Here is a 17915-nt window from a genome sequence, read left to right as displayed (position 1 = left end):
AATGCGTGGCGCAAGTGTAGCCCGATCAATTGTCACTGGCGCAACCGATGCCCTGCACCTGGTAGTCCAACACGTGTTCGCGGCCTTGGCTGTCGAGGTAGTTGAGGCGGGCGGGGACGATGCCGCATTGGCCATAAGTGTCGGTGCTCGACAGCACTTTGGCCACGTCCAGGTGGACGAAGAAGCCGGTTTTGTCGTGGATGACAGGTTCAGCGGCAAGTACGGAACCGGTAGCGAGCAAAGCGGTAAAGCCGAGGATAAACAGTTTCATGGTGGTATCTCTCTTAAAGGGTTGGCTGCCAGGTCATGGCAGTGACTTCACAGTAACCAGGCGCCCCGAACAGCCAACCAACAGGATGATGACAAGTTTGTAATGCAAGGCTTAAGGCTGGCGGCCCGAGGCTTCGAGGATCAGGTCGGTGATTTCCTTGGCGTGGGACACCAGTGACAAGTGGCTCGATGGCAGCTCGATGGTGGTGGCGTTCATACGCTTGGCGAGGAAGCGCTCAAGGTCAGGGTTGATGGTCTGGTCATTCGCCGACACCGCATACCACGATGGCTTGGTGTGCCAGGCCGCATTGACAGTGCGGCCGCTGAACAGGGTCTTGGTGATGGGTTGCTGCACGGCGTACAGCTCCATGGCCTTGGCGTGTGGCACATCGGCGGCGAAGTACTTGAGGAAGGCGTCCTGGCTCAGGGTGAGGTAGCCGTCGTGGTCTTCGACGCCAGCGCGAACAGGCATGGTCGGGTACTTGGCTGAGAGCGCGACGAAGTCTTCGTTGGCGTCTGGAGCCCTGGCGGCCACGTAGACCAGGGCGCTGACTTTCGGGTTGACCCCGGCGTCGCTGACCACGGTGCCTGCATAGGAATGGCCGACCAGCACGGTCGGGCCGTCTTGTTGATCCAGCACACGGTGGGTGGCGGCAACATCGTCGGCCACCGAGGTCAGCGGGTTTTGCACGGCGGTGACGTGCAGCCCCGCGGCCTGGAGGCGGGTAATCACCTCGGACCAGCTCGAACCGTCAGCCCAGGAGCCGTGCACCAGCACCACATTCTTGGCTTTGACCGGTGCGATGGTGCCCGCCATGGCGCTGCCAGTGCCCAGCATCAGGAGGCTGGCGGCGATCAGGCAGAGTTTGCTAGCAGGTTTCATAGGTGGACCCTTTTCATCAGTAGGAAGTGGCGTCATCCGATGTGGGCGACTGACGACTTAACTGTATGAAGTGAGGGTGGTGGAAAGACTTACCGCTTGATTACAAAGCTGTAATGCAATCGCGTCGGTGGCGTTTACAACCGTCCAGGTGATCCGTAGATTGCAGTGGGCCCATTATTTGTCTCCGCCCATGAGGAAACTGCGCAGTGTCCATCCGAGGTTCAGCCGTATACAACCGCCGTTACCGTGCCTTTCTGTTCGATATGGACGGGACGTTGCTCAACTCCATTGCCGCCGCCGAGCGGGTGTGGAGCATCTGGGCTAAGAACCATGGTCTGGAAGTGGCGGCGTTCCTGGCCACCATTCACGGTGCCCGTGCGATCGATACCATCACCCGTCAGGCATTGCCGGGCGTCGATCCCGAGGTGGAGGCAGAGTGGATTACCCAGGCTGAAATCAATGATGTCGAAGGTGTCGTGGCGATTCCCGGCGCCGTCACGTTTTTGAACAGTCTGCCGGATGCTCAATGGGCGCTGGTTACCTCGGCGCCCAGGGAGCTGGCGCTACGTCGACTGCAAGCGGCAGGCATTGCGCCGCCGGCAATAATGGTCACCGCCGAAGATGTCGCGAACGGCAAACCGAACCCCGACTGTTACGTGCTGGGGGCGCGACGATTGGGCGTACCGGTGCAGGATTGTCTGGTGTTTGAAGATGCGACAGTAGGCATCCGGGCGGGAGAGGCTGCGGGGGCGGACGTGATGGTTGTGACGTCGACGCATCATGCGCCCATGCTCACCGAGCATTCTTCGATAGACGGATACGAACAGCTAAGCGTGCTGCGTGACGCGGACGGTTTGCTGTACTTGCAGGACGGGGTCGCCTGACATGAAAAGGTCGAGTCCGTAATAGGGCTTGGCTTTGTTGGGCGTTGGCTGGATCCGTTCACATCCTCGTGGATGTATTCCTGAATACACACGGATGGTGGGAGGGCAGGCAAGCGATTCCGCCGTGAGTGAAACTAACAGTTCCAGGCGTCAGTTCCAGGCGTGAACACAGCTTCATCTTTCCATGAAGATGAACGCAGAGAGGACGTGATTCACGCAACAAAGACAGAGCCGTTCAAGGAGGTTTTCGCCAGCCGTTACAGTGAACGAAAGGGCTGGCTACTGGGAGGGCTTCAAGGCGTCTGGTTTTTGTCCGGAGCAGTCAGGCCAGCCTGAATGCGCTGGTAGATTTCCTCGCGATGCACGGCAACATCCTTGGGTGCGTTAATGCCGATTCGTACTTGCTGGCCGCTTACGCCCAGGATGGTGATCGTGATGTCATCACCGATGTTTATGCTTTCACCAACTTTGCGGGTGAGTATAAGCATGGACTTCTCCTTGATTACTTTTAAGGACACATGTTTCAGACAGGGCAGGTGTCGGATGTGTGTAGCTTACTGCTAAGCGCTTCCCTGTGACTGCCTCTTTTAGGACGCATAGAGGCGACATTAATTCCCATGGCGGCATCATACAGGTCTGCGATACATGATTCGCATTGTTTAAGCCAACGTTTATGACGGCCAGAATAGACAGTGAATGATAAAGTCGCCTCTTTATCTTTGAAGGAGCAGGGCAGTGCGTAAAGTAGCGATGGCAATTGCGGTGTTGGCATTGGCCGGTTGCGGTGAAGGCAAAAGCGTCGATGCGCCCAAGGCCAAGCCTGCCGTGACTGAAAGCCAGCCTCAAACCGGCGCAATTGCCGCTCAGGAATGGGATATTCGGGTAGGCCCGCCCGACCACAAGCTGCAGGCAATCACCGACCTCACGGCCTGGTTGCTGGAACATGGTTTCAATTTTTATATCGTGAAGATGGACGGCAAGGATGAAGTCCTGCTGGGGCCGTTCGCATCCAAGGCGGAGGCTGAGGCCAAGCAGACGCTACTTAACGAGAAGATGGCCCGTGCCAAGAAAACTGACACGGTGTCAGAGATCATTGAGCACAAGGCCGCCCAGTAATAGCCTGGCGGGGCGCAAGCCCCGCACACATTCAACCGCAGGCTTTAAGGTTCACCGGGCCGACAAACTCATTGCCGCGCCCCATCACACACGCCACGGTCTGGTTGCGCTGGCGTTCCCAGGCTTGCACTGGGTAGGTCTTGTTCCAGGCTTCGTACAACTGGCGATCCTGTTTTGACAAGCGCAAGCCGTACTGCTTGCTCATGTAGAAATACGTGCGGGCGATCATTCCCCGGATGGATGGGCGTGGCATCACCTTCTTGGCTTTGAAGTCCACCTGGGTCAGGCATGAGCCGTATTGCCCGCTTTGCACTGGCAGCCAACCAAAACTGAAGTTGTTACGGTCTCCATTGACCTCGCCGATGCTCGGCACCAGGTTGTGCAGGTCGGCCTCGGCGCGCTTGAACACATTATCGTGGCGCGTGCAGTTCTTGCGCCCGCCATCTTGCCAGCACTGGCGCTGATGCCCGATTTGCCAAGCCGGAACGATATGCTCCCACTCAATGCGCGCAGCGCGGTTGGCGTTTTTGCGTGGGATGTAGCCGCAGGCTTTCAAATCCACCCGGTTGCCAGTGTACTTGCAGCCGCAATAGAACTCGGTAGATTGGGGAGCGTAGAGTTTCCAGGCGACCTTCTTGGCTTCGCTGAAGGTGCGGGGCGCCTGGGCGTGGGCGGTGATGGCAAAAAACAGACAGCACACAGCGATAAAACGGACACTCATTGAATCAATCTTCCTTCGGCACAACCCAGAAAATCTGCACACCGCCGTCGTCGCGATAAGCGAGGGTGACGTTGTCGTTTTCCGCGATTTCCTCCAGCAAACGCGCCCACTCATCTTCAGGTTCGTCAGGCAAACGGAAGATCAAGGCCGCCTTGGCTTTCTGCGCGTTGGTCGAATTGATGATCTTTTGCACACGAATGGCCAGGCGTTCGTAGGCACCAGGTGGGGTTGGCACTGCGGGAGAGGACTTTGCCACGGAGTATTCCTTAATAAGCTGTACGCACATACAGTATTTAACTGTAGGTGATTTCGCAACTACTTAAACTTCAAGAAGTCCGTCTGACAGCAATTCAGGCAATTTCGTGTAGGGCGGTAGAAGGGGTTTGTAGGAGCAAGCTTGCTCGCGAGAAGCTTGAGGCGATGGGTTAATCCAGACAAACAGCGTCAGTGTTAACGACCTTCGCGAGCAAGCTCGCTCCTACAGAGGACGGCAGGAATCAGTATTCCCAGAACATCCGTTGCAACTCTTTGCTGTCCTGGGTCTTGGTCAGGGCGACCATCGCCAGGATGCGGGCTTTCTGTGGGTTGAGGTCGAGGGCCGCGACCCAATCGTATTTGTCGTCAGGCTGTTCGGCGTTACGCAGCACCATGCCGCCGGCGTTCACATGGGAAGAACGAATGATCTGCACACCTTGCTTGCGCAGTTCTACCAGAGCAGGCACGACCTTGGAGGACACTGAGCCATTGCCGGTGCCAGCGTGGATGATCGCTTTGGCGCCAGCTTGAGCCAGAGCCTTGTAAGCGGTATCGCTCACGTTGCCATAGCCATAGGCAATCTCGACATCGGGCAGGCTCTTGATGTTTTTGATATCGAATTCAGAATCCATGGTGTGACGCTTGGCTGGCAAGCGGAACCAGTAGGATTTGCCTTCAACCACCATGCCCAGCGGGCCCCATGGGCTCTTGAATGCTTCGGTCTTGATATTGATCATCTTGCTGACGTCGCGACCCGACTGGATCTCGTCGTTCATGGTGACCAGCACGCCCTTGCCGCGTGCATCTTTGCTACCGGCCACGGCCACGGCGTTGTACAGGTTGAGCATGCCGTCTGCCGACATGGCGGTGCCTGGGCGCATGGAGCCGACCACTACGATTGGCTTGTCGGTTTTTTCCACCAGGTTCAGGAAGTAGGCGGTTTCTTCCAGGGTGTCGGTACCGTGGGTGATCACGATGCCGTCCACGTCCTTGCTGTCAGCCAGTTCGGCGACGCGACGCCCCAGTTGCAGCAGGTTTTCATTGTTGATGCTTTCGGACGCAATTTGCATAACTTGTTCGCCGCGTACATTGGCGATCTGGCTAAGCTCAGGAACACCGGCGATCAATTGCTCGATGCCGACCTTGGCCGCCTGGTAGGTGGCACTGTTGGCCGCGCTGGCGCCGGCGCCGGCAATAGTGCCGCCGGTGGCAAGGATCACCACATTGGACAGTTTGGTCTTGGATTCAACTTCCTTTGCCTGGGCGGCAACGGGGAACAACAGCAGGAGGGCTAAAGCGCCCGGAACAAAGTTTTTCAGTGCAGATTTCATTATTTTTCTCTCTGGTTTTTGATGAGTGCTGTAGCAGGTTCATCTAGAACACCCGGGCGGTTCTGAATGCCACGAGGTGATGGAGTAGAGCAGGATCTGTACCAGGCTGATTGTGTTTATGGTTATAAAATAAATATTTGATATATAACGGTTTTTACTATTTTTCTGGTGACTGGGATGAAGTAGGCGTCCGGCTTTCCGAACATCGGACGGTATTGCGTTCGGTTGTCCGAAAAGTGTTGACCGCTTGGCTTTTGAGTTTGCATGAATGATGTCGCGCAGCCTGTCGTTTTAGAGAACGACCGGAAGCGTGCAATGTTTAACTGCACCCAAGGTCAGGCGTAAGGGAGGGCGTGGATGAAAGGCAGTTTTCAACCGTTGACAAATCTCGACAAGGTTCTCATAGTTTGAACAACGCAAACGTTTGCGGGATGTTTCACGGATTACTCCTGGAGTATCGTGACAGCTCGTATCAGCCACCCGGGTGGGAAGGCTGCCGAAGCGATCTTCGGTGCAAGCGTTGCTCACAATAATCATAAGATCGGAGTGAACCCATGAAGCTGCCATTCGCTGGACGTCTTCTTGCTGTCGCTGTGCTTGCTGCCGCATCCGCTGCCTTGCCTCTCTCCTCTGCATTTGCCGATGACGCCGCCAAACCCAAGGTCGGCCTGGTCATGAAATCCCTCGCCAATGAATTCTTTGTCACCATGCAAGACGGTGCCAAGACCTATCAGAAAGATCACGCCGCCGATTTCGACATGATCACCAACGGGATCAAGAACGAAACCGACACCAGTGCGCAGATCGATATCGTCAACCAGATGATCCTCGCCAAGGTCAATGCCATCGTCATCGCGCCGGCTGACTCCAAGGCGCTGGTCACCGTGCTGAAGAAGGCTTCGGATGCCGGTATCAAGGTCGTCAACATCGACAACCGCCTGGACCCGGATGTGCTCAAAAGCAAAAACCTCGATATTCCGTTCGTAGGTCCGGACAACCGCAAAGGCTCCAAGTTGGTGGGCGACTACCTGGCCAAGCAGCTGGCCTCGGGTGACAAGGTCGGCATCATCGAAGGCGTGCCGACGACCACCAACGCCCAGCAGCGTACCGCAGGCTACAAGGATGCGATGGACGCTGCCGGCATGAAGATCGTCTCCACCCAATCCGGCAACTGGGAAATCGACCAGGGCCAGAAGGTCGCGTCCGCCATGCTGAGTGAGTACCCGGACCTCAAGGCCCTGCTGGCCGGTAACGACAACATGGCGTTGGGCGCTGTCTCCGCCGTACGTGCGGCAGGCAAGGCCGGCAAAGTACTGGTCGTGGGCTACGACAACATCGAAGCCATCAAGCCGATGTTGCAAGACGGCCGCGTACTCGCCACCGCTGACCAGGCCGCTGCCCAGCAAGCCGTGTTCGGTATCCAGAATGCGCTCAAGCTGGTCAAGGGTGAGAAAGTCGATGCCAAAGATGGCGTGATCGAAACCCCGGTCGAGCTCGTTCTCAAGAAGTAATCCTGGCAGTACCCAACAGCGCCCGCTCGTCCTGAGCGGGCGCCTGGAGATTTTCCTATGTCATCTTCCGCCCCGAACGCTGTCCTCTCGGTCAGCGGTATCGGCAAGACCTATGCCCAGCCGGTTCTGTCCGACATCACCCTGACGCTCAATCGCGGGGAAGTGCTGGCGTTGACCGGTGAGAACGGCGCAGGCAAAAGCACCTTGTCGAAGATCATCGGCGGGCTGGTCACGCCGACCACCGGGCACATGCAGTTCAATGGGCAGGACTATCGCCCCGGCAGTCGCACCCAGGCCGAAGAACTGGGCGTGCGCATGGTCATGCAGGAACTCAACCTGCTGCCGACACTGACCGTCGCCGAAAACCTGTTCCTGGATAACCTGCCCAGCCACTGTGGTTGGATCAGCCGCAAACAACTGCGCAAGGCTGCGATCGAGGCCATGGCCCAAGTCGGCCTGGATGCTATCGACCCGGACACACTGGTCGGCAGCCTGGGTATTGGCCATCAGCAGATGGTCGAGATCGCCCGTAACCTGATTGGCGACTGCCACGTACTGATCCTCGACGAACCCACGGCGATGCTCACGGCGCGTGAAGTCGAGATGCTATTTGAACAAATCACCCGCCTGCAGGCCCGGGGCGTGGCGATCATCTACATTTCACACCGGCTGGAAGAGCTGGCCCGTGTGGCTCAACGCATTGCGGTATTGCGCGACGGCAAGCTGGTCTGTGTCGAGCCGATGGCCAACTACAACAGCGAACAACTGGTCACTTTGATGGTAGGTCGCGAGCTGGGCGAGCACATCGACCTGGGCCCGCGCACCATTGGTGGCCCGGCCCTGACGGTGAAAGGCCTGACCCGCTCGGACAAAGTCCGCGACGTGTCCTTCGAAGTGCGTGCGGGCGAGATTTACGGCATCTCCGGCCTGATCGGTGCCGGTCGTACTGAACTGTTGCGCCTGATCTTCGGCGCCGACCTGGCCGACAGCGGCACCGTGGCGCTCGGCTCGCCAGCCCAAGTGGTGAGCATTCGCTCGCCGGTGGACGCGGTGGGTCATGGCATTGCCCTGATAACCGAGGACCGCAAGGGTGAAGGCCTGCTGCTGACTCAATCCATCAGCGCCAACATTGCCCTGGGCAACATGCCGGAAATTTCCGGCGGTGGCGTCGTCAACAGCCGCAATGAAACCGCGCTGGCCAAGCGTCAGATCGATGCCATGCGCATCCGCAGTTCCAGTCCGGCGCAGTTGGTCTCCGAGCTGTCCGGTGGTAACCAGCAGAAAGTGGTGATAGGCCGCTGGCTGGAGCGTGATTGCTCGGTAATGCTGTTCGATGAGCCGACCCGTGGCATCGACGTCGGTGCCAAGTTCGATATTTATGCCTTGCTGGGCGAGTTGACCCGTCAGGGCAAAGCGCTGGTGGTGGTGTCCAGCGACCTGCGTGAACTCATGCTGATTTGCGACCGCATCGGTGTGTTGTCCGCCGGGCGCTTGATCGAGACCTTCGAGCGCGACAGCTGGACCCAGGACGAATTGCTCGCCGCCGCTTTCGCCGGCTATCAGAAACGTGATGCGCTGCTCAATGACGCAGTGCTTAGGGATACCCCATGAAAACCACAACTTCCCCCGGCAAGACTGGCGGCAATTTCTATGGCCTGGGTACTTACCTGGGGCTGGCGGGCGCCTTGCTGGCGATGATTGCGCTGTTCTCGGTACTTAGCGACCACTTCCTGTCCTATGACACCTTCAGCACCCTGGCCAACCAGATTCCAGACCTGATGGTGCTGGCGGTGGGCATGACCTTCATCCTCATCATCGGCGGCATCGACCTGTCGGTAGGTTCTGTACTGGCCCTGGCGGCGTCGGCTGTCAGCGTGGCGATTCTCGGCTGGGGCTGGAGCGTGTTGCCGGCTGCCGTGCTGGGCATGGGCTGTGCGGCGTTGGCGGGCACCATTACCGGCTCGATCACCGTGGCCTGGCGCATTCCGTCGTTCATCGTGTCCCTGGGCGTGCTGGAAATGGCTCGTGGCGTGGCGTACCAAATGACCGGCTCGCGTACCGCTTACATCGGTGATTCGTTTGCCTGGCTGTCCAACCCGATTGCCTTTGGCATCTCCCCGTCATTCATCATTGCCTTGCTGGTGATCATCGCTGCGCAGCTTGTACTGACGCGTACCGTGTTTGGTCGTTACCTGATCGGTATCGGCACCAACGAAGAGGCCGTGCGTCTGGCAGGGATCAATCCCAAGCCCTACAAGATCCTGGTGTTCAGCCTCATGGGCCTGCTGGCCGGTGTGGCCGCGCTGTTCCAGATCTCGCGCCTGGAAGCGGCAGACCCGAATGCCGGCTCCGGCCTTGAGCTGCAAGTGATTGCGGCGGTGGTGATCGGCGGTACCAGCCTGATGGGCGGGCGCGGCTCAGTGATCAGCACCTTTTTTGGTGTGTTGATTATTTCAGTATTGGCCGCCGGCCTGGCGCAGATCGGTGCCACGGAGCCCACGAAGCGCATCATTACCGGCGCCGTGATCGTGATTGCCGTGGTCCTCGATACCTACCGCAGTCAGCGCGCCAGTCGGCGAGGCTGAACTATGGCAACGATCAAGGATGTGGCAGCGCTTGCGGGTATTTCCTACACCACGGTGTCCCATGTGGTGAACAAGACGCGCCCGGTCAGCGAGCCGGTACGTATCAAGGTCGAAGCGGCGATCAAGCAGCTCGACTACGTGCCCAGTGCCGTAGCGCGTTCGCTCAAGGCCAAGACCACGGCCACCATCGGTTTGCTGGTGCCCAACAGCCTCAACCCGTATTTTGCGGAACTGGCCCGCGGCATCGAGGATTACTGCGAGCGTAACGGCTATTGCGTGATCCTGTGCAACTCCGACGACAACGCTGAAAAGCAGCGCAACTATTTGCGTGTGTTACTGGAAAAACGCATCGACGGCTTGATCGTGACCTCGGTGGGCGGCGACGACAGCGGTCTTGCCGCCGGCTTGAGCGCGGTGCGTACGCCCATGGTGATCGTCGACCGGGCGCTGGATGGCATTGACGTGGACCTGGTGCGTATCGACCATGAGGAGGGCGCCTACCTGGCGACCCGACACTTGCTCGAACTGGGCCACCGAGACATCGCCTGCATCGGCGGTCCGGCCCATACCCGTGTCGCGCAGATGCGTCTGGCGGGGTATCACCGCGCGCTGCGAGAGGCGGGAGTCGACGTGGCAGCCAATCGCACCCAGGAGAGCGACTTCACCAGCACGGGCGGTTATGCCGCCGCCGTGCAGTTGTTGGCGCACAATCCGCCCAGCGCGATTTTTGCCAGCAACGACATGATCGGTTTCGGCGTGTTGCGCGCAGCAGCCGAGCGCAATATCCGCGTGCCGGGCGAGCTGTCAGTGATCGGTTTTGATGATATTCAAATGGGCCGTTACGTCTACCCGGCGTTGACGACGGTCGGGCAGTCGATCGTGCAACTGGGCGAGACGGCGGCCGAGCTGTTACTGCGAAGAATTGCGACACCCCACATGCCGATCGATCAACGCATCGTGACGCCGAGCATCGTATTGCGTGAGTCGACGGCGCCCGTCGCCGGCACATTCGCTCAATACCGCTGAACCGAATTGATGAGTACTGATGTATGCCAGCAAAAGTAGTGGTAGTAGGCAGCTTGAACATGGACCTGGTGACCCGCGCCAGCCGGCTGCCGCGTGCCGGTGAAACACTCATCGGGCAGACATTTTCCACCGTGCCTGGCGGAAAGGGCGCGAACCAGGCCGTCGCTTCGGCGAGACTGGGCGCCGATGTGTCGATGATCGGCTGCGTCGGCACCGATGCCTATGGCACTCAATTGCGTGACGCATTGCTGGTTGAGGGGATTGATTGCCAGGCCGTCAGTACCGTGGATGGCTCCAGTGGCGTGGCCTTGATCGTGGTGGATGACAGCAGCCAGAACGCGATTGTGATCGTGGCGGGCAGCAACGGCGAACTGACGCCGGCCTCGTTGCAGGCGTTCGACGCGGTGCTGCAGGCGGCTGACGTGATCGTCTGCCAGCTGGAGGTGCCGATGAATACGGTGGGCTACACCCTCAAGCGCGGCCGAGAGCTGGGCAAGACGGTGATCCTCAACCCAGCCCCGGCCAGCGGCCCATTGCCGGCTGAGTGGTACGCGTCGATCGACTACCTCATTCCCAATGAAAGCGAAGCCGCCGCATTGAGCGGCGTGACGGTCGACTCAATTGACAACGCCAAGGTGGCGGCGACCCAACTGATCCAGGCCGGAGCCGGTAAAGTGATCATCACCCTGGGCTCTCAGGGCGCGCTGTTTACCGACGGCCAACGCTTTGAGCATCTGCAAGCGCCAAAGGTCAAGGCGGTAGACACCACGGCCGCGGGCGACACCTTCGTCGGCGGCTTTGCGGCGGCACTGGCCAACGGCAAGAGCGAGGCAGAGGCCATCCGTTTTGGCCAGGTCGCGGCGGCGTTGTCGGTCACCCGTGCCGGCGCGCAACCCTCTATTCCAACGCTGCACGACGTACAAGGTTTTGTGCACTCATGAAAAAGACACCTCTGCTCAATATTGCCCTGTCGCGTGTGATCGCCTCACTTGGGCACGGCGACATCCTGGTGATCGGTGATGCTGGCCTGCCGGTGCCCCCTGGCGTCGAGCTGATTGACCTGGCGTTGACCCAAGGCATCCCGGACTTCATCAGCACCTTGCGTATCGTGCTCAGTGAAATGCAGGTGGAGTGCCATGTGTTGGCCGAAGAAATCCTGCTCAAACAACCGCCGGCGCTGGCTGAACTCAACACGCTCACAGAACAGGCTGCCCTCGGTGAGCGACGCCTGGTCAGCCATGAAGAATTCAAGCAGCTCAGCCGCAAGGCGCGCGCCGTGGTGCGCACTGGCGAATGTCAGCCTTACTGCAATATCGCGCTGGTATCCGGCGTAACGTTCTAGCGTTCCCAACGACAAGGAGTGTTTTATGCAACGTGGTCTCCCAACCCTGAAAAACCTGTTCCGGAGTGTTCTGCTTTTGTCCGCACTCACTGCTGCAAGCGCCCAGGCGGCGGAAAAGATCGATCTGATCATCGATACCGACCCCGGTGCTGATGATGTAGTGGCCTTGCTGTTCGCCATGGCCTCCCCGGATGAGCTGAATATCCGTGCGCTGACCACCGTCGCCGGCAACGTGCGCCTGGACAAGACCTCCCGCAACGCGCGCCTGGCCCGCGAGTGGGCAGGGCGCGAGGAAATCCCGGTGTACGCCGGTGCGCCAGCGCCGCTGCTGCGCAAGCCGATCTACGCCGAGAACATCCATGGCAAGGAGGGTATTTCCGGCGTCACCGTGCATGAGCCCAAGAAGGGCCTGGCGGACGGCAATGCCGTTGACTACCTGATCAAGACCCTGAGCACCGCCAAGCCGCACAGCATCACCATCGCCATGCTCGGCCCGCAGACCAACCTGGCGCTGGCACTGACCCAGGCGCCGGAAATCACCCAAGGCATCAAGGAAGTGGTGGTGATGGGTGGCGCGCACTTCAATGGCGGCAATATCACTCCGGTGGCGGAATTCAACCTGTTCGCCGACCCGGTGGCAGCCGAGATTGTGCTCAAGAGCGGCGTCAAGCTGACCTACCTGCCGTTGGACGTGACCCACAAGGTGCTGACCAGCGAAGCACGCCTGAAAAAGATCGCCGACATCAAGAACAACGCGAGCAAGGTGGTGGGCGATATTCTTAACGAATACGTCAAGGGCGACATGGAGCACTACGGTATTCCAGGTGGCCCGGTGCATGACGCTACCGTCATTGCTTACCTGCTCAAGCCTTCGCTGTTCAGTGGTCGTCAGGCCAATATGGTGGTGGATAGCCGTGAGGGGCCGACCTTTGGCCAGACCATCGTCGATTGGTACGACGGCCTGAAGCAGGAAAAGAATGTGTTCTGGGTTGAGAACGGCGACGCCCAGGGCTTTTTCGATCTGCTGACCGAGCGCCTGGCGCGTCTGAAGTAATGGTTCTACCGGTCGGTGTTCGCCGGCCGGTTCTTATTCGCGCTCGGGGTCGTGTGCCCCCATATGATCGGCCGGATATTTCTCGAATATCTGGCCGATGAACGCTTGTGCCGCCTGCGTGCCCAGTTCCTTGACCAGCAGGTCGATACCGATGATTGCCAATTCCTCTGGGCTGCCGGGGCTGTATGAGCTTTGCCCTTGGGGCCACTTGGCTTTGATGTCGGCTTGGAGCGTTACGGTGGTCATGACTGTCTCGCGGGGCTGAAAGTACTGGGTAGTGCGCTGGAACGCGGTGCTTACCGGGCCAGTTAACCATTTTGTATCGCGTTTGGCACTGATACTTAGGCATGAGGCGATTCGGAATGACGGCAGCGCTGTGCGACACTGTCCGCCTGTTTAATTGCCGGGGACACCACGTGCAGATCGATTTGAGCAACCCCGAGAACCTGACATTGGCGAATGTGCGCCAACTGCTCGCCAGTGCCAACGACGACGAACATAACCAGTTACGGGTGACCAAAGCTGGAATCGCCTACATCTCCTCTGGGAAGGTTGTAGGCGGTGTAGACATCGACGGGCTGCTGTTTCGCCTGGAGACCTGGGCCGAGGGTTCCGGGTACGTAGGCAATGTGGCCGCCAGCGACGAAGTCTGGGTGACGCAGATTTTCAATGCGCTGAAGGAAAACTGGCCGAAGCCGGCGTTCGACTACATCGACATCTACTGAATACATTCATATCTGGTCACGATTGACCGGGCGAATGCCTGTCGAGAGTCAGGCAGACTTGCCCAGCGGCGGTTTACGTCTTGAAACCAATCCGCACAATCGCTGTCGCACGATCTCTGTCCATTTTTTATCATAGGAGGCTTCATGCCTTGGAAGCTCGCATCATTCGGTACTTTGTTGGCAGCACTCGCGTTGGCGGGTTGCAGCACCCCGGGTGCCTCTGAGCCAGCCAAAGACGCCGCCGTGGCCGATGCCGGTCATAGCCGCTGTGAGTCGAAGGCCGCCGAATTCACCATCGGCCAGAAAGCTTCGCCCCAGTTGCTGGAGCAGGCGCGTACCCGTGCCGGTGCGCAGAATGCGCGCATCCTCAAGCCGAACGACATGATCACCCTGGAGTACCGCTCCGATCGCTTGAACCTGAACACCGACGACAATCTGGTGATCACACGGGTCAATTGCGGATAAGTCGCTCCAGGCTTTTGCAGCGCCCATAAAAAACCCCGTCACATGGACGGGGTTTTTTTAGCTCAGCGGAGAATTACTCGCCGCGAACCTGTGCAGCTTGCATACCCTTTTGGCCTTTCTCAGCCACGAAGGAAACGGTTTGGCCTTCTTTCAGGCTTTTGAAACCGTCGCTTTCGATAGCTTTGAAGTGTACGAACAGGTCGTCACCGCCACCTTGAGGAGTGATGAAGCCGAAGCCTTTTTCATCGTTGAACCATTTAACGGTGCCGGTTTGGCGATTAGACATGGTGTATCTCCAAGAAACATATATTTTCAGTAGTGCTGTGCTGCTCAGGCCAACTGGGCACACCGGGCTATCATAGTCGAAATGTTCGGCTTGGGAGCCCCCCCAAGGCATTGTTTGCTAATCAATAGCGTTGCGTTTAGTGCCTTGATCGGCTGAAAGCCCCGATTTACGGGGCTTAAGCTCGAAATATCAGCTGGTAAAAAAAGCCGTAAAACCTGTGTAATTTGTGAGAAATGGCAGTTTTCGGGCCATTTTTCCGGCAAAACAGCTGTGTGATCAGTCGCAAATCTTACTTTTTCTTCACGACTTTGCAGGAAGAGATAGCCGCGACAGCTTTGTTTTTAAGCTCCGGACTAGCGTTCTGATTGGTCATCAGTTCTTTGATTTCGGCAGTGCTCAGTTCGGCGTTGATCTTGTCAGCGCCACATTCGCAATGGGCTTTGGCGGTTTTGACGTCTACGTTCTGGCTGGCGGCGGCGCTGCAGTCGCTGACGAAGCTGTCGCGGGCACCGGCTGGCCAGTTCGACGGGGCTGCCGCCTGTGCGCCGAGGGAAAGTAGGGTCAGGGAGGCGGCGAGAGCGAGGGTAGAGGTAAAACGCATCATGAGGATGCTCCTTTGGGTCGAGGACGAACGGCGATTCTCGGAGGGTTTGAGGGCTCGCGTACAGCCCAAGTTCACTTTTGCAGCTATAAAGGGCGGAATTTGTATTTACGCAAGATAGCAGCGCCGCGATGACCGTTCATCTGTGCTAGCATCTTGCGCTTGGCTATTTACAGGCGTGCCAATTACCGCCTTGCCAGGTTCTTTTTTAGCTCACTCCAGTCACTCTGGTTCGATTATCGGTTGGCCGAAAGGCTCCTGCCGCTGTAAGGCAGGCGTTCATCATTGAACGGCCTGGTGTTGGATCTTGTACTGGCTCATCCCAACCCACGTGACCTTTGGTAGGGGTCACCACTAGGAGAGGAGGCGCCATGCCAACTATTACTCTTCCCGACGGCAGTCAACGTTCATTCGATCATTCGGTTTCCGTAGCCGAGGTCGCCGCATCCATTGGTGCTGGCCTGGCCAAGGCCACCGTGGCCGGCAAGGTCGACGGCAAGCTCGTCGATGCCAGCGACTTGATCACCGGCGATGCCAGCCTGCAAATCATCACGCCCAAGGATCAAGAGGGGCTGGAGATCATTCGCCACTCTTGCGCGCATTTGATTGGCCACGCGGTCAAGCAACTGTATCCAACCGCGAAAATGGTGATCGGCCCGGTCATTGAAGAAGGCTTCTATTACGACATCGCCTATGAGCGGCCTTTTACTCCGGACGACCTGGCTGCGATCGAACAGCGCATGCACCAGCTGATCGAAAAAGATTACGACGTGATCAAGAAGGTCACGCCGCGCGCCGAAGTGATCGACGTGTTCACCGCCCGTGGCGAGGACTACAAGCTGCGCCTGGTGGAAGACATGCCGGAAGAGCAGGCCATGGGCCTGTACTACCACGAAGAATACGTCGATATGTGCCGTGGCCCACACGTGCCGAACACACGTTTCCTCAAGTCGTTCAAGCTGACCAAGCTGTCCGGCGCCTACTGGCGTGGCGACGCGAAGAACGAGCAACTGCAGCGGATCTACGGCACCGCCTGGGCTGACAAGAAGCAGCTGGCGGCCTACATCCAGCGCATCGAAGAAGCTGAGAAACGCGACCACCGCAAGATCGGCAAGCGCCTGAACCTGTTCCATCTTCAGGAAGAAGCACCGGGCATGGTGTTCTGGCACCCGAACGGCTGGACCCTGTACCAGGTGCTTGAGCAGTACATGCGCAAAGTACAGCGCGACAATGGCTACCTAGAGATCAAGACGCCCCAGGTTGTTGACCGTAGCCTCTGGGAAAAATCCGGGCACTGGGCCAACTACGCCGACAACATGTTCACGACTCAGTCGGAAAACCGCGACTACGCTATCAAGCCAATGAACTGCCCGTGCCACGTGCAGGTGTTCAACCAAGGCCTGAAAAGCTACCGCGAGTTGCCGATGCGCCTGGCCGAGTTCGGTGCCTGCCACCGTAACGAGCCATCCGGTGCGCTGCACGGCATCATGCGCGTGCGTGGTTTTACCCAGGACGACGCCCACATCTTCTGCACCGAAGAGCAGATGCAGGCCGAATCCGCCGCCTTCATCAAGCTGACCATGGACGTTTATCGCGATTTCGGCTTTACCGAAGTCGAGATGAAGCTGTCCACTCGTCCGGAAAAACGCGTCGGTTCCGACGAGCTATGGGATCGCGCCGAAGCTGCACTGGCCGCTGCGCTCGACAGCGCGGGCCTTGCGTACGATCTGCAGCCTGGCGAAGGCGCCTTCTACGGTCCGAAGATCGAGTTCTCGCTGAAAGATTGCCTTGGTCGCGTCTGGCAGTGTGGTACCCTGCAGCTCGATTTTAACCTGCCGATCCGTCTGGGCGCCGAATACGTGTCCGAAGACAACAGCCGTAAACACCCGGTTATGCTGCACCGGGCGATCCTCGGTTCGTTCGAACGGTTCGTCGGGATCCTGATCGAGCACTACGAGGGTGCATTCCCTGCGTGGCTGGCTCCGACCCAGGCAGTGATCATGAATATCACTGATAAACAGGCAGATTTTGCCGCCGAAGTTGAAAAAACTCTCAACGAAAGCGGGTTTCGTGCCAAGTCCGACTTGAGAAATGAAAAGATCGGCTTTAAAATCCGCGAGCATACTTTGCTCAAGGTTCCCTATCTTTTGGTTATCGGAGATCGGGAAGTCGAGATGCAGACTGTCGCTGTGCGTACTCGTGAAGGTGCTGACCTGGGCTCGATGCCCGTCGCCCAGTTCGCTGAGTTCCTCGCGCAAGCGGTTTCCCGGCGTGGTCGCCCAGATTCGGAGTAATTATTATTAAGCGTGAAATGAGACAAGATAAACGAGCTGCACCGAAAGCCCCGATCAACGAGAATATCTCGGCACGCGAGGTTCGGTTAATTGGCGCTGACGGCGAGCAGATTGGCATCGTCTCGATTGATGAAGCGCTTCGTATCGCTGAAGAGTCCAAATTGGACCTGGTGGAAATCTCCGCCGACGCAGTCCCGCCTGTTTGCCGGGTGATGGATTACGGCAAGTCGATCTTCGAAAAGAAGAAGCAGATTGCAGCGGCGAAGAAGAACCAGAAGCAGATTCAAGTAAAAGAAATCAAGTTTCGTCCAGGGACGGAGGAAGGGGATTACCAGGTAAAACTGCGCAACCTGGTACGTTTCCTGAGTGATGGGGACAGGGCCAAGGTATCCTTGCGATTCCGCGGCCGTGAGATGGCCCACCAGGAGCTGGGCATGGAACTCCTCAAGCGGGTTGAAGCTGACCTGTTGGAGTACGGTTCCGTTGAACAGCATCCTAAGATGGAAGGACGCCAGCTGATCATGGTCATCGCCCCGAAAAAGAAGAAGTAATCAACAGGGCACGGC

At 58.2% G+C, this 17915-nt stretch carries 22 protein-coding genes; 13 read left to right on the top strand and 9 right to left on the bottom strand.

The window, feature by feature from the left end; translation table 11 throughout:
* Positions 1-25 precede the first annotated feature (25 nt).
* Positions 26-271: a DUF2790 domain-containing protein gene (locus ACP7C6_RS03300; RefSeq protein ID WP_028617101.1), complete on the bottom strand. Its 246-nt coding sequence runs from the start codon at positions 269-271 to the stop codon at positions 26-28.
* Between the two features lie 111 nt (positions 272-382).
* On the bottom strand, positions 383-1153 hold the full coding sequence (locus ACP7C6_RS03295; RefSeq protein WP_028617100.1) for an alpha/beta fold hydrolase: 771 nt from the start codon (positions 1151-1153) through the stop codon (positions 383-385).
* Between the two features lie 206 nt (positions 1154-1359).
* Here ACP7C6_RS03295 and ACP7C6_RS03290 point away from each other — a divergent pair, with 206 nt between their 5' ends.
* Positions 1360-2037, top strand: coding sequence for an HAD family hydrolase (locus ACP7C6_RS03290; RefSeq protein ID WP_236321341.1), 678 nt, complete (start codon positions 1360-1362; stop codon positions 2035-2037).
* 293 nt (positions 2038-2330) lie between these two features.
* Here the strand turns inward: ACP7C6_RS03290 and csrA are convergent, their stop codons facing one another.
* A complete protein-coding gene (gene csrA / locus ACP7C6_RS03285) occupies positions 2331-2525 on the bottom strand; it encodes a carbon storage regulator CsrA (protein WP_003192511.1) in 195 nt (64 codons plus the stop codon).
* Positions 2526-2787: 262 nt separating this feature from the next.
* Between csrA and ACP7C6_RS03280 the strand changes: the two genes are divergently transcribed.
* Positions 2788-3153 carry an SPOR domain-containing protein gene (locus tag ACP7C6_RS03280; RefSeq protein WP_032864195.1) on the top strand — a complete coding sequence of 122 codons (366 nt, stop codon included), beginning with the start codon at positions 2788-2790 and terminating at the stop codon, positions 3151-3153.
* A 31-nt stretch (positions 3154-3184) separates the two neighbouring features.
* On the opposite strand, the gene ACP7C6_RS03275 is transcribed toward ACP7C6_RS03280, so the two are convergent.
* The 3 genes from ACP7C6_RS03275 to ACP7C6_RS03265 all read right to left on the bottom strand — a co-directional run bounded on the left by ACP7C6_RS03275 (position 3185) and on the right by ACP7C6_RS03265 (position 5460).
* On the bottom strand, positions 3185-3874 hold the full coding sequence (locus tag ACP7C6_RS03275; protein WP_028617097.1) for an endonuclease: 690 nt from the start codon (positions 3872-3874) through the stop codon (positions 3185-3187).
* Between the two features lie 4 nt (positions 3875-3878).
* Positions 3879-4130: a DUF1654 domain-containing protein gene (locus tag ACP7C6_RS03270; protein ID WP_028617096.1), complete on the bottom strand. Its 252-nt coding sequence runs from the start codon at positions 4128-4130 to the stop codon at positions 3879-3881.
* A 241-nt stretch (positions 4131-4371) separates the two neighbouring features.
* Complete coding sequence (locus ACP7C6_RS03265; RefSeq protein ID WP_010209102.1) at positions 4372-5460, bottom strand: asparaginase; 1089 nt, start codon at positions 5458-5460, stop codon at positions 4372-4374.
* Positions 5461-6014: 554 nt separating this feature from the next.
* On the opposite strand from ACP7C6_RS03265, the gene ACP7C6_RS03260 reads away from it, so the two are divergent.
* Genes ACP7C6_RS03260 through ACP7C6_RS03230 form a run of 7 tightly spaced genes read left to right on the top strand, consistent with a single transcriptional unit; the run spans position 6015 to position 12978 of the window.
* Positions 6015-6971, top strand: a complete 957-nt coding sequence (locus tag ACP7C6_RS03260) for a sugar ABC transporter substrate-binding protein (RefSeq protein ID WP_028617095.1) — start codon at positions 6015-6017, stop codon at positions 6969-6971.
* Between the two features lie 57 nt (positions 6972-7028).
* Positions 7029-8582 (top strand): sugar ABC transporter ATP-binding protein, encoded by a 1554-nt coding sequence (locus ACP7C6_RS03255; protein WP_016978156.1) that lies wholly within the window; start codon positions 7029-7031, stop codon positions 8580-8582.
* The gene (locus ACP7C6_RS03250) at positions 8579-9556 is read left to right on the top strand and encodes an ABC transporter permease (RefSeq protein ID WP_010209107.1); all 978 of its coding nucleotides are present in this window, start codon (positions 8579-8581) and stop codon (positions 9554-9556) included. The genes ACP7C6_RS03255 and ACP7C6_RS03250 overlap by 4 nt, the downstream gene beginning before the upstream one ends.
* A 3-nt stretch (positions 9557-9559) precedes the next feature.
* Positions 9560-10582, top strand: coding sequence for a LacI family DNA-binding transcriptional regulator (locus tag ACP7C6_RS03245; RefSeq protein ID WP_016978154.1), 1023 nt, complete (start codon positions 9560-9562; stop codon positions 10580-10582).
* A gap of 23 nt (positions 10583-10605) precedes the next feature.
* A complete protein-coding gene (gene rbsK, locus ACP7C6_RS03240; protein WP_426108253.1) occupies positions 10606-11523 on the top strand; it encodes a ribokinase in 918 nt (305 codons plus the stop codon).
* Positions 11520-11924, top strand: coding sequence for a D-ribose pyranase (rbsD, locus tag ACP7C6_RS03235; protein WP_068934151.1), 405 nt, complete (start codon positions 11520-11522; stop codon positions 11922-11924). Before rbsK ends, rbsD begins: the two co-directional genes overlap by 4 nt.
* A gap of 25 nt (positions 11925-11949) precedes the next feature.
* Positions 11950-12978 carry a nucleoside hydrolase gene (locus tag ACP7C6_RS03230; RefSeq protein WP_068934153.1) on the top strand — a complete coding sequence of 343 codons (1029 nt, stop codon included), beginning with the start codon at positions 11950-11952 and terminating at the stop codon, positions 12976-12978.
* 33 nt (positions 12979-13011) lie between these two features.
* On the opposite strand, the gene ACP7C6_RS03225 is transcribed toward ACP7C6_RS03230, so the two are convergent.
* On the bottom strand, positions 13012-13224 hold the full coding sequence (locus ACP7C6_RS03225) for a hypothetical protein (RefSeq protein WP_010209115.1): 213 nt from the start codon (positions 13222-13224) through the stop codon (positions 13012-13014).
* Between the two features lie 170 nt (positions 13225-13394).
* Between ACP7C6_RS03225 and ACP7C6_RS03220 the strand changes: the two genes are divergently transcribed.
* Both ACP7C6_RS03220 and ACP7C6_RS03215 read left to right on the top strand, forming a co-directional pair.
* Positions 13395-13703: a hypothetical protein gene (locus ACP7C6_RS03220; protein WP_311893142.1), complete on the top strand. Its 309-nt coding sequence runs from the start codon at positions 13395-13397 to the stop codon at positions 13701-13703.
* Positions 13704-13847: 144 nt separating this feature from the next.
* A complete protein-coding gene (locus ACP7C6_RS03215) occupies positions 13848-14168 on the top strand; it encodes an I78 family peptidase inhibitor (RefSeq protein WP_025857833.1) in 321 nt (106 codons plus the stop codon).
* A gap of 73 nt (positions 14169-14241) precedes the next feature.
* Here ACP7C6_RS03215 and ACP7C6_RS03210 read toward each other — a convergent pair whose 3' ends face one another.
* A complete protein-coding gene (locus ACP7C6_RS03210; RefSeq protein WP_003234260.1) occupies positions 14242-14454 on the bottom strand; it encodes a cold-shock protein in 213 nt (70 codons plus the stop codon).
* Between the two features lie 289 nt (positions 14455-14743).
* Positions 14744-15058, bottom strand: a complete 315-nt coding sequence (locus tag ACP7C6_RS03205; RefSeq protein ID WP_016978147.1) for a hypothetical protein — start codon at positions 15056-15058, stop codon at positions 14744-14746.
* A gap of 368 nt (positions 15059-15426) precedes the next feature.
* On the opposite strand from ACP7C6_RS03205, the gene thrS reads away from it, so the two are divergent.
* Positions 15427-17349, top strand: a complete 1923-nt coding sequence (gene thrS, locus ACP7C6_RS03200; protein ID WP_028617090.1) for a threonine--tRNA ligase — start codon at positions 15427-15429, stop codon at positions 17347-17349.
* Positions 17349-17900 (top strand): translation initiation factor IF-3, encoded by a 552-nt coding sequence (gene infC / locus ACP7C6_RS03195; RefSeq protein ID WP_169850653.1) that lies wholly within the window; start codon positions 17349-17351, stop codon positions 17898-17900. Before thrS ends, infC begins: the two co-directional genes overlap by 1 nt.
* Positions 17901-17915 lie beyond the last annotated feature (15 nt).

The organism is Pseudomonas sp. TWR1-1-4 (assembly GCF_049897165.1).
In the GTDB taxonomy this organism is placed as follows: Bacteria; Pseudomonadota; Gammaproteobacteria; order Pseudomonadales; family Pseudomonadaceae; genus Aquipseudomonas; species Aquipseudomonas canadensis.
The sequence above is the reverse complement of the archived record's forward strand: the minus strand, read 5'-3'. Positions and strand labels throughout refer to the sequence as shown.

Bases quoted from the DNA above. Each gene is read 5' to 3' on its own strand.
- ACP7C6_RS03300 (WP_028617101.1), bottom strand. From the start codon at position 271: ATGAAACTGTTTATCCTCGGCTTTACCGCTTTGCTCGCTACCGGTTCC.
- ACP7C6_RS03295 (WP_028617100.1), bottom strand. From the start codon at position 1,153: ATGAAACCTGCTAGCAAACTCTGCCTGATCGCCGCCAGCCTCCTGATG.
- csrA (WP_003192511.1), bottom strand. From the start codon at position 2,525: ATGCTTATACTCACCCGCAAAGTTGGTGAAAGCATAAACATCGGTGAT.
- ACP7C6_RS03280 (WP_032864195.1), top strand. From the start codon at position 2,788: ATGGCAATTGCGGTGTTGGCATTGGCCGGTTGCGGTGAAGGCAAAAGC.
- ACP7C6_RS03275 (WP_028617097.1), bottom strand. From the start codon at position 3,874: ATGAGTGTCCGTTTTATCGCTGTGTGCTGTCTGTTTTTTGCCATCACC.
- ACP7C6_RS03265 (WP_010209102.1), bottom strand. From the start codon at position 5,460: ATGAAATCTGCACTGAAAAACTTTGTTCCGGGCGCTTTAGCCCTCCTG.
- ACP7C6_RS03260 (WP_028617095.1), top strand. From the start codon at position 6,015: ATGAAGCTGCCATTCGCTGGACGTCTTCTTGCTGTCGCTGTGCTTGCT.
- ACP7C6_RS03255 (WP_016978156.1), top strand. From the start codon at position 7,029: ATGTCATCTTCCGCCCCGAACGCTGTCCTCTCGGTCAGCGGTATCGGC.
- ACP7C6_RS03250 (WP_010209107.1), top strand. From the start codon at position 8,579: ATGAAAACCACAACTTCCCCCGGCAAGACTGGCGGCAATTTCTATGGC.
- ACP7C6_RS03245 (WP_016978154.1), top strand. From the start codon at position 9,560: ATGGCAACGATCAAGGATGTGGCAGCGCTTGCGGGTATTTCCTACACC.
- rbsK (WP_426108253.1), top strand. From the start codon at position 10,606: ATGCCAGCAAAAGTAGTGGTAGTAGGCAGCTTGAACATGGACCTGGTG.
- rbsD (WP_068934151.1), top strand. From the start codon at position 11,520: ATGAAAAAGACACCTCTGCTCAATATTGCCCTGTCGCGTGTGATCGCC.
- ACP7C6_RS03230 (WP_068934153.1), top strand. From the start codon at position 11,950: ATGCAACGTGGTCTCCCAACCCTGAAAAACCTGTTCCGGAGTGTTCTG.
- ACP7C6_RS03225 (WP_010209115.1), bottom strand. From the start codon at position 13,224: ATGACCACCGTAACGCTCCAAGCCGACATCAAAGCCAAGTGGCCCCAA.
- ACP7C6_RS03215 (WP_025857833.1), top strand. From the start codon at position 13,848: ATGCCTTGGAAGCTCGCATCATTCGGTACTTTGTTGGCAGCACTCGCG.
- ACP7C6_RS03210 (WP_003234260.1), bottom strand. From the start codon at position 14,454: ATGTCTAATCGCCAAACCGGCACCGTTAAATGGTTCAACGATGAAAAA.
- ACP7C6_RS03205 (WP_016978147.1), bottom strand. From the start codon at position 15,058: ATGATGCGTTTTACCTCTACCCTCGCTCTCGCCGCCTCCCTGACCCTA.
- thrS (WP_028617090.1), top strand. From the start codon at position 15,427: ATGCCAACTATTACTCTTCCCGACGGCAGTCAACGTTCATTCGATCAT.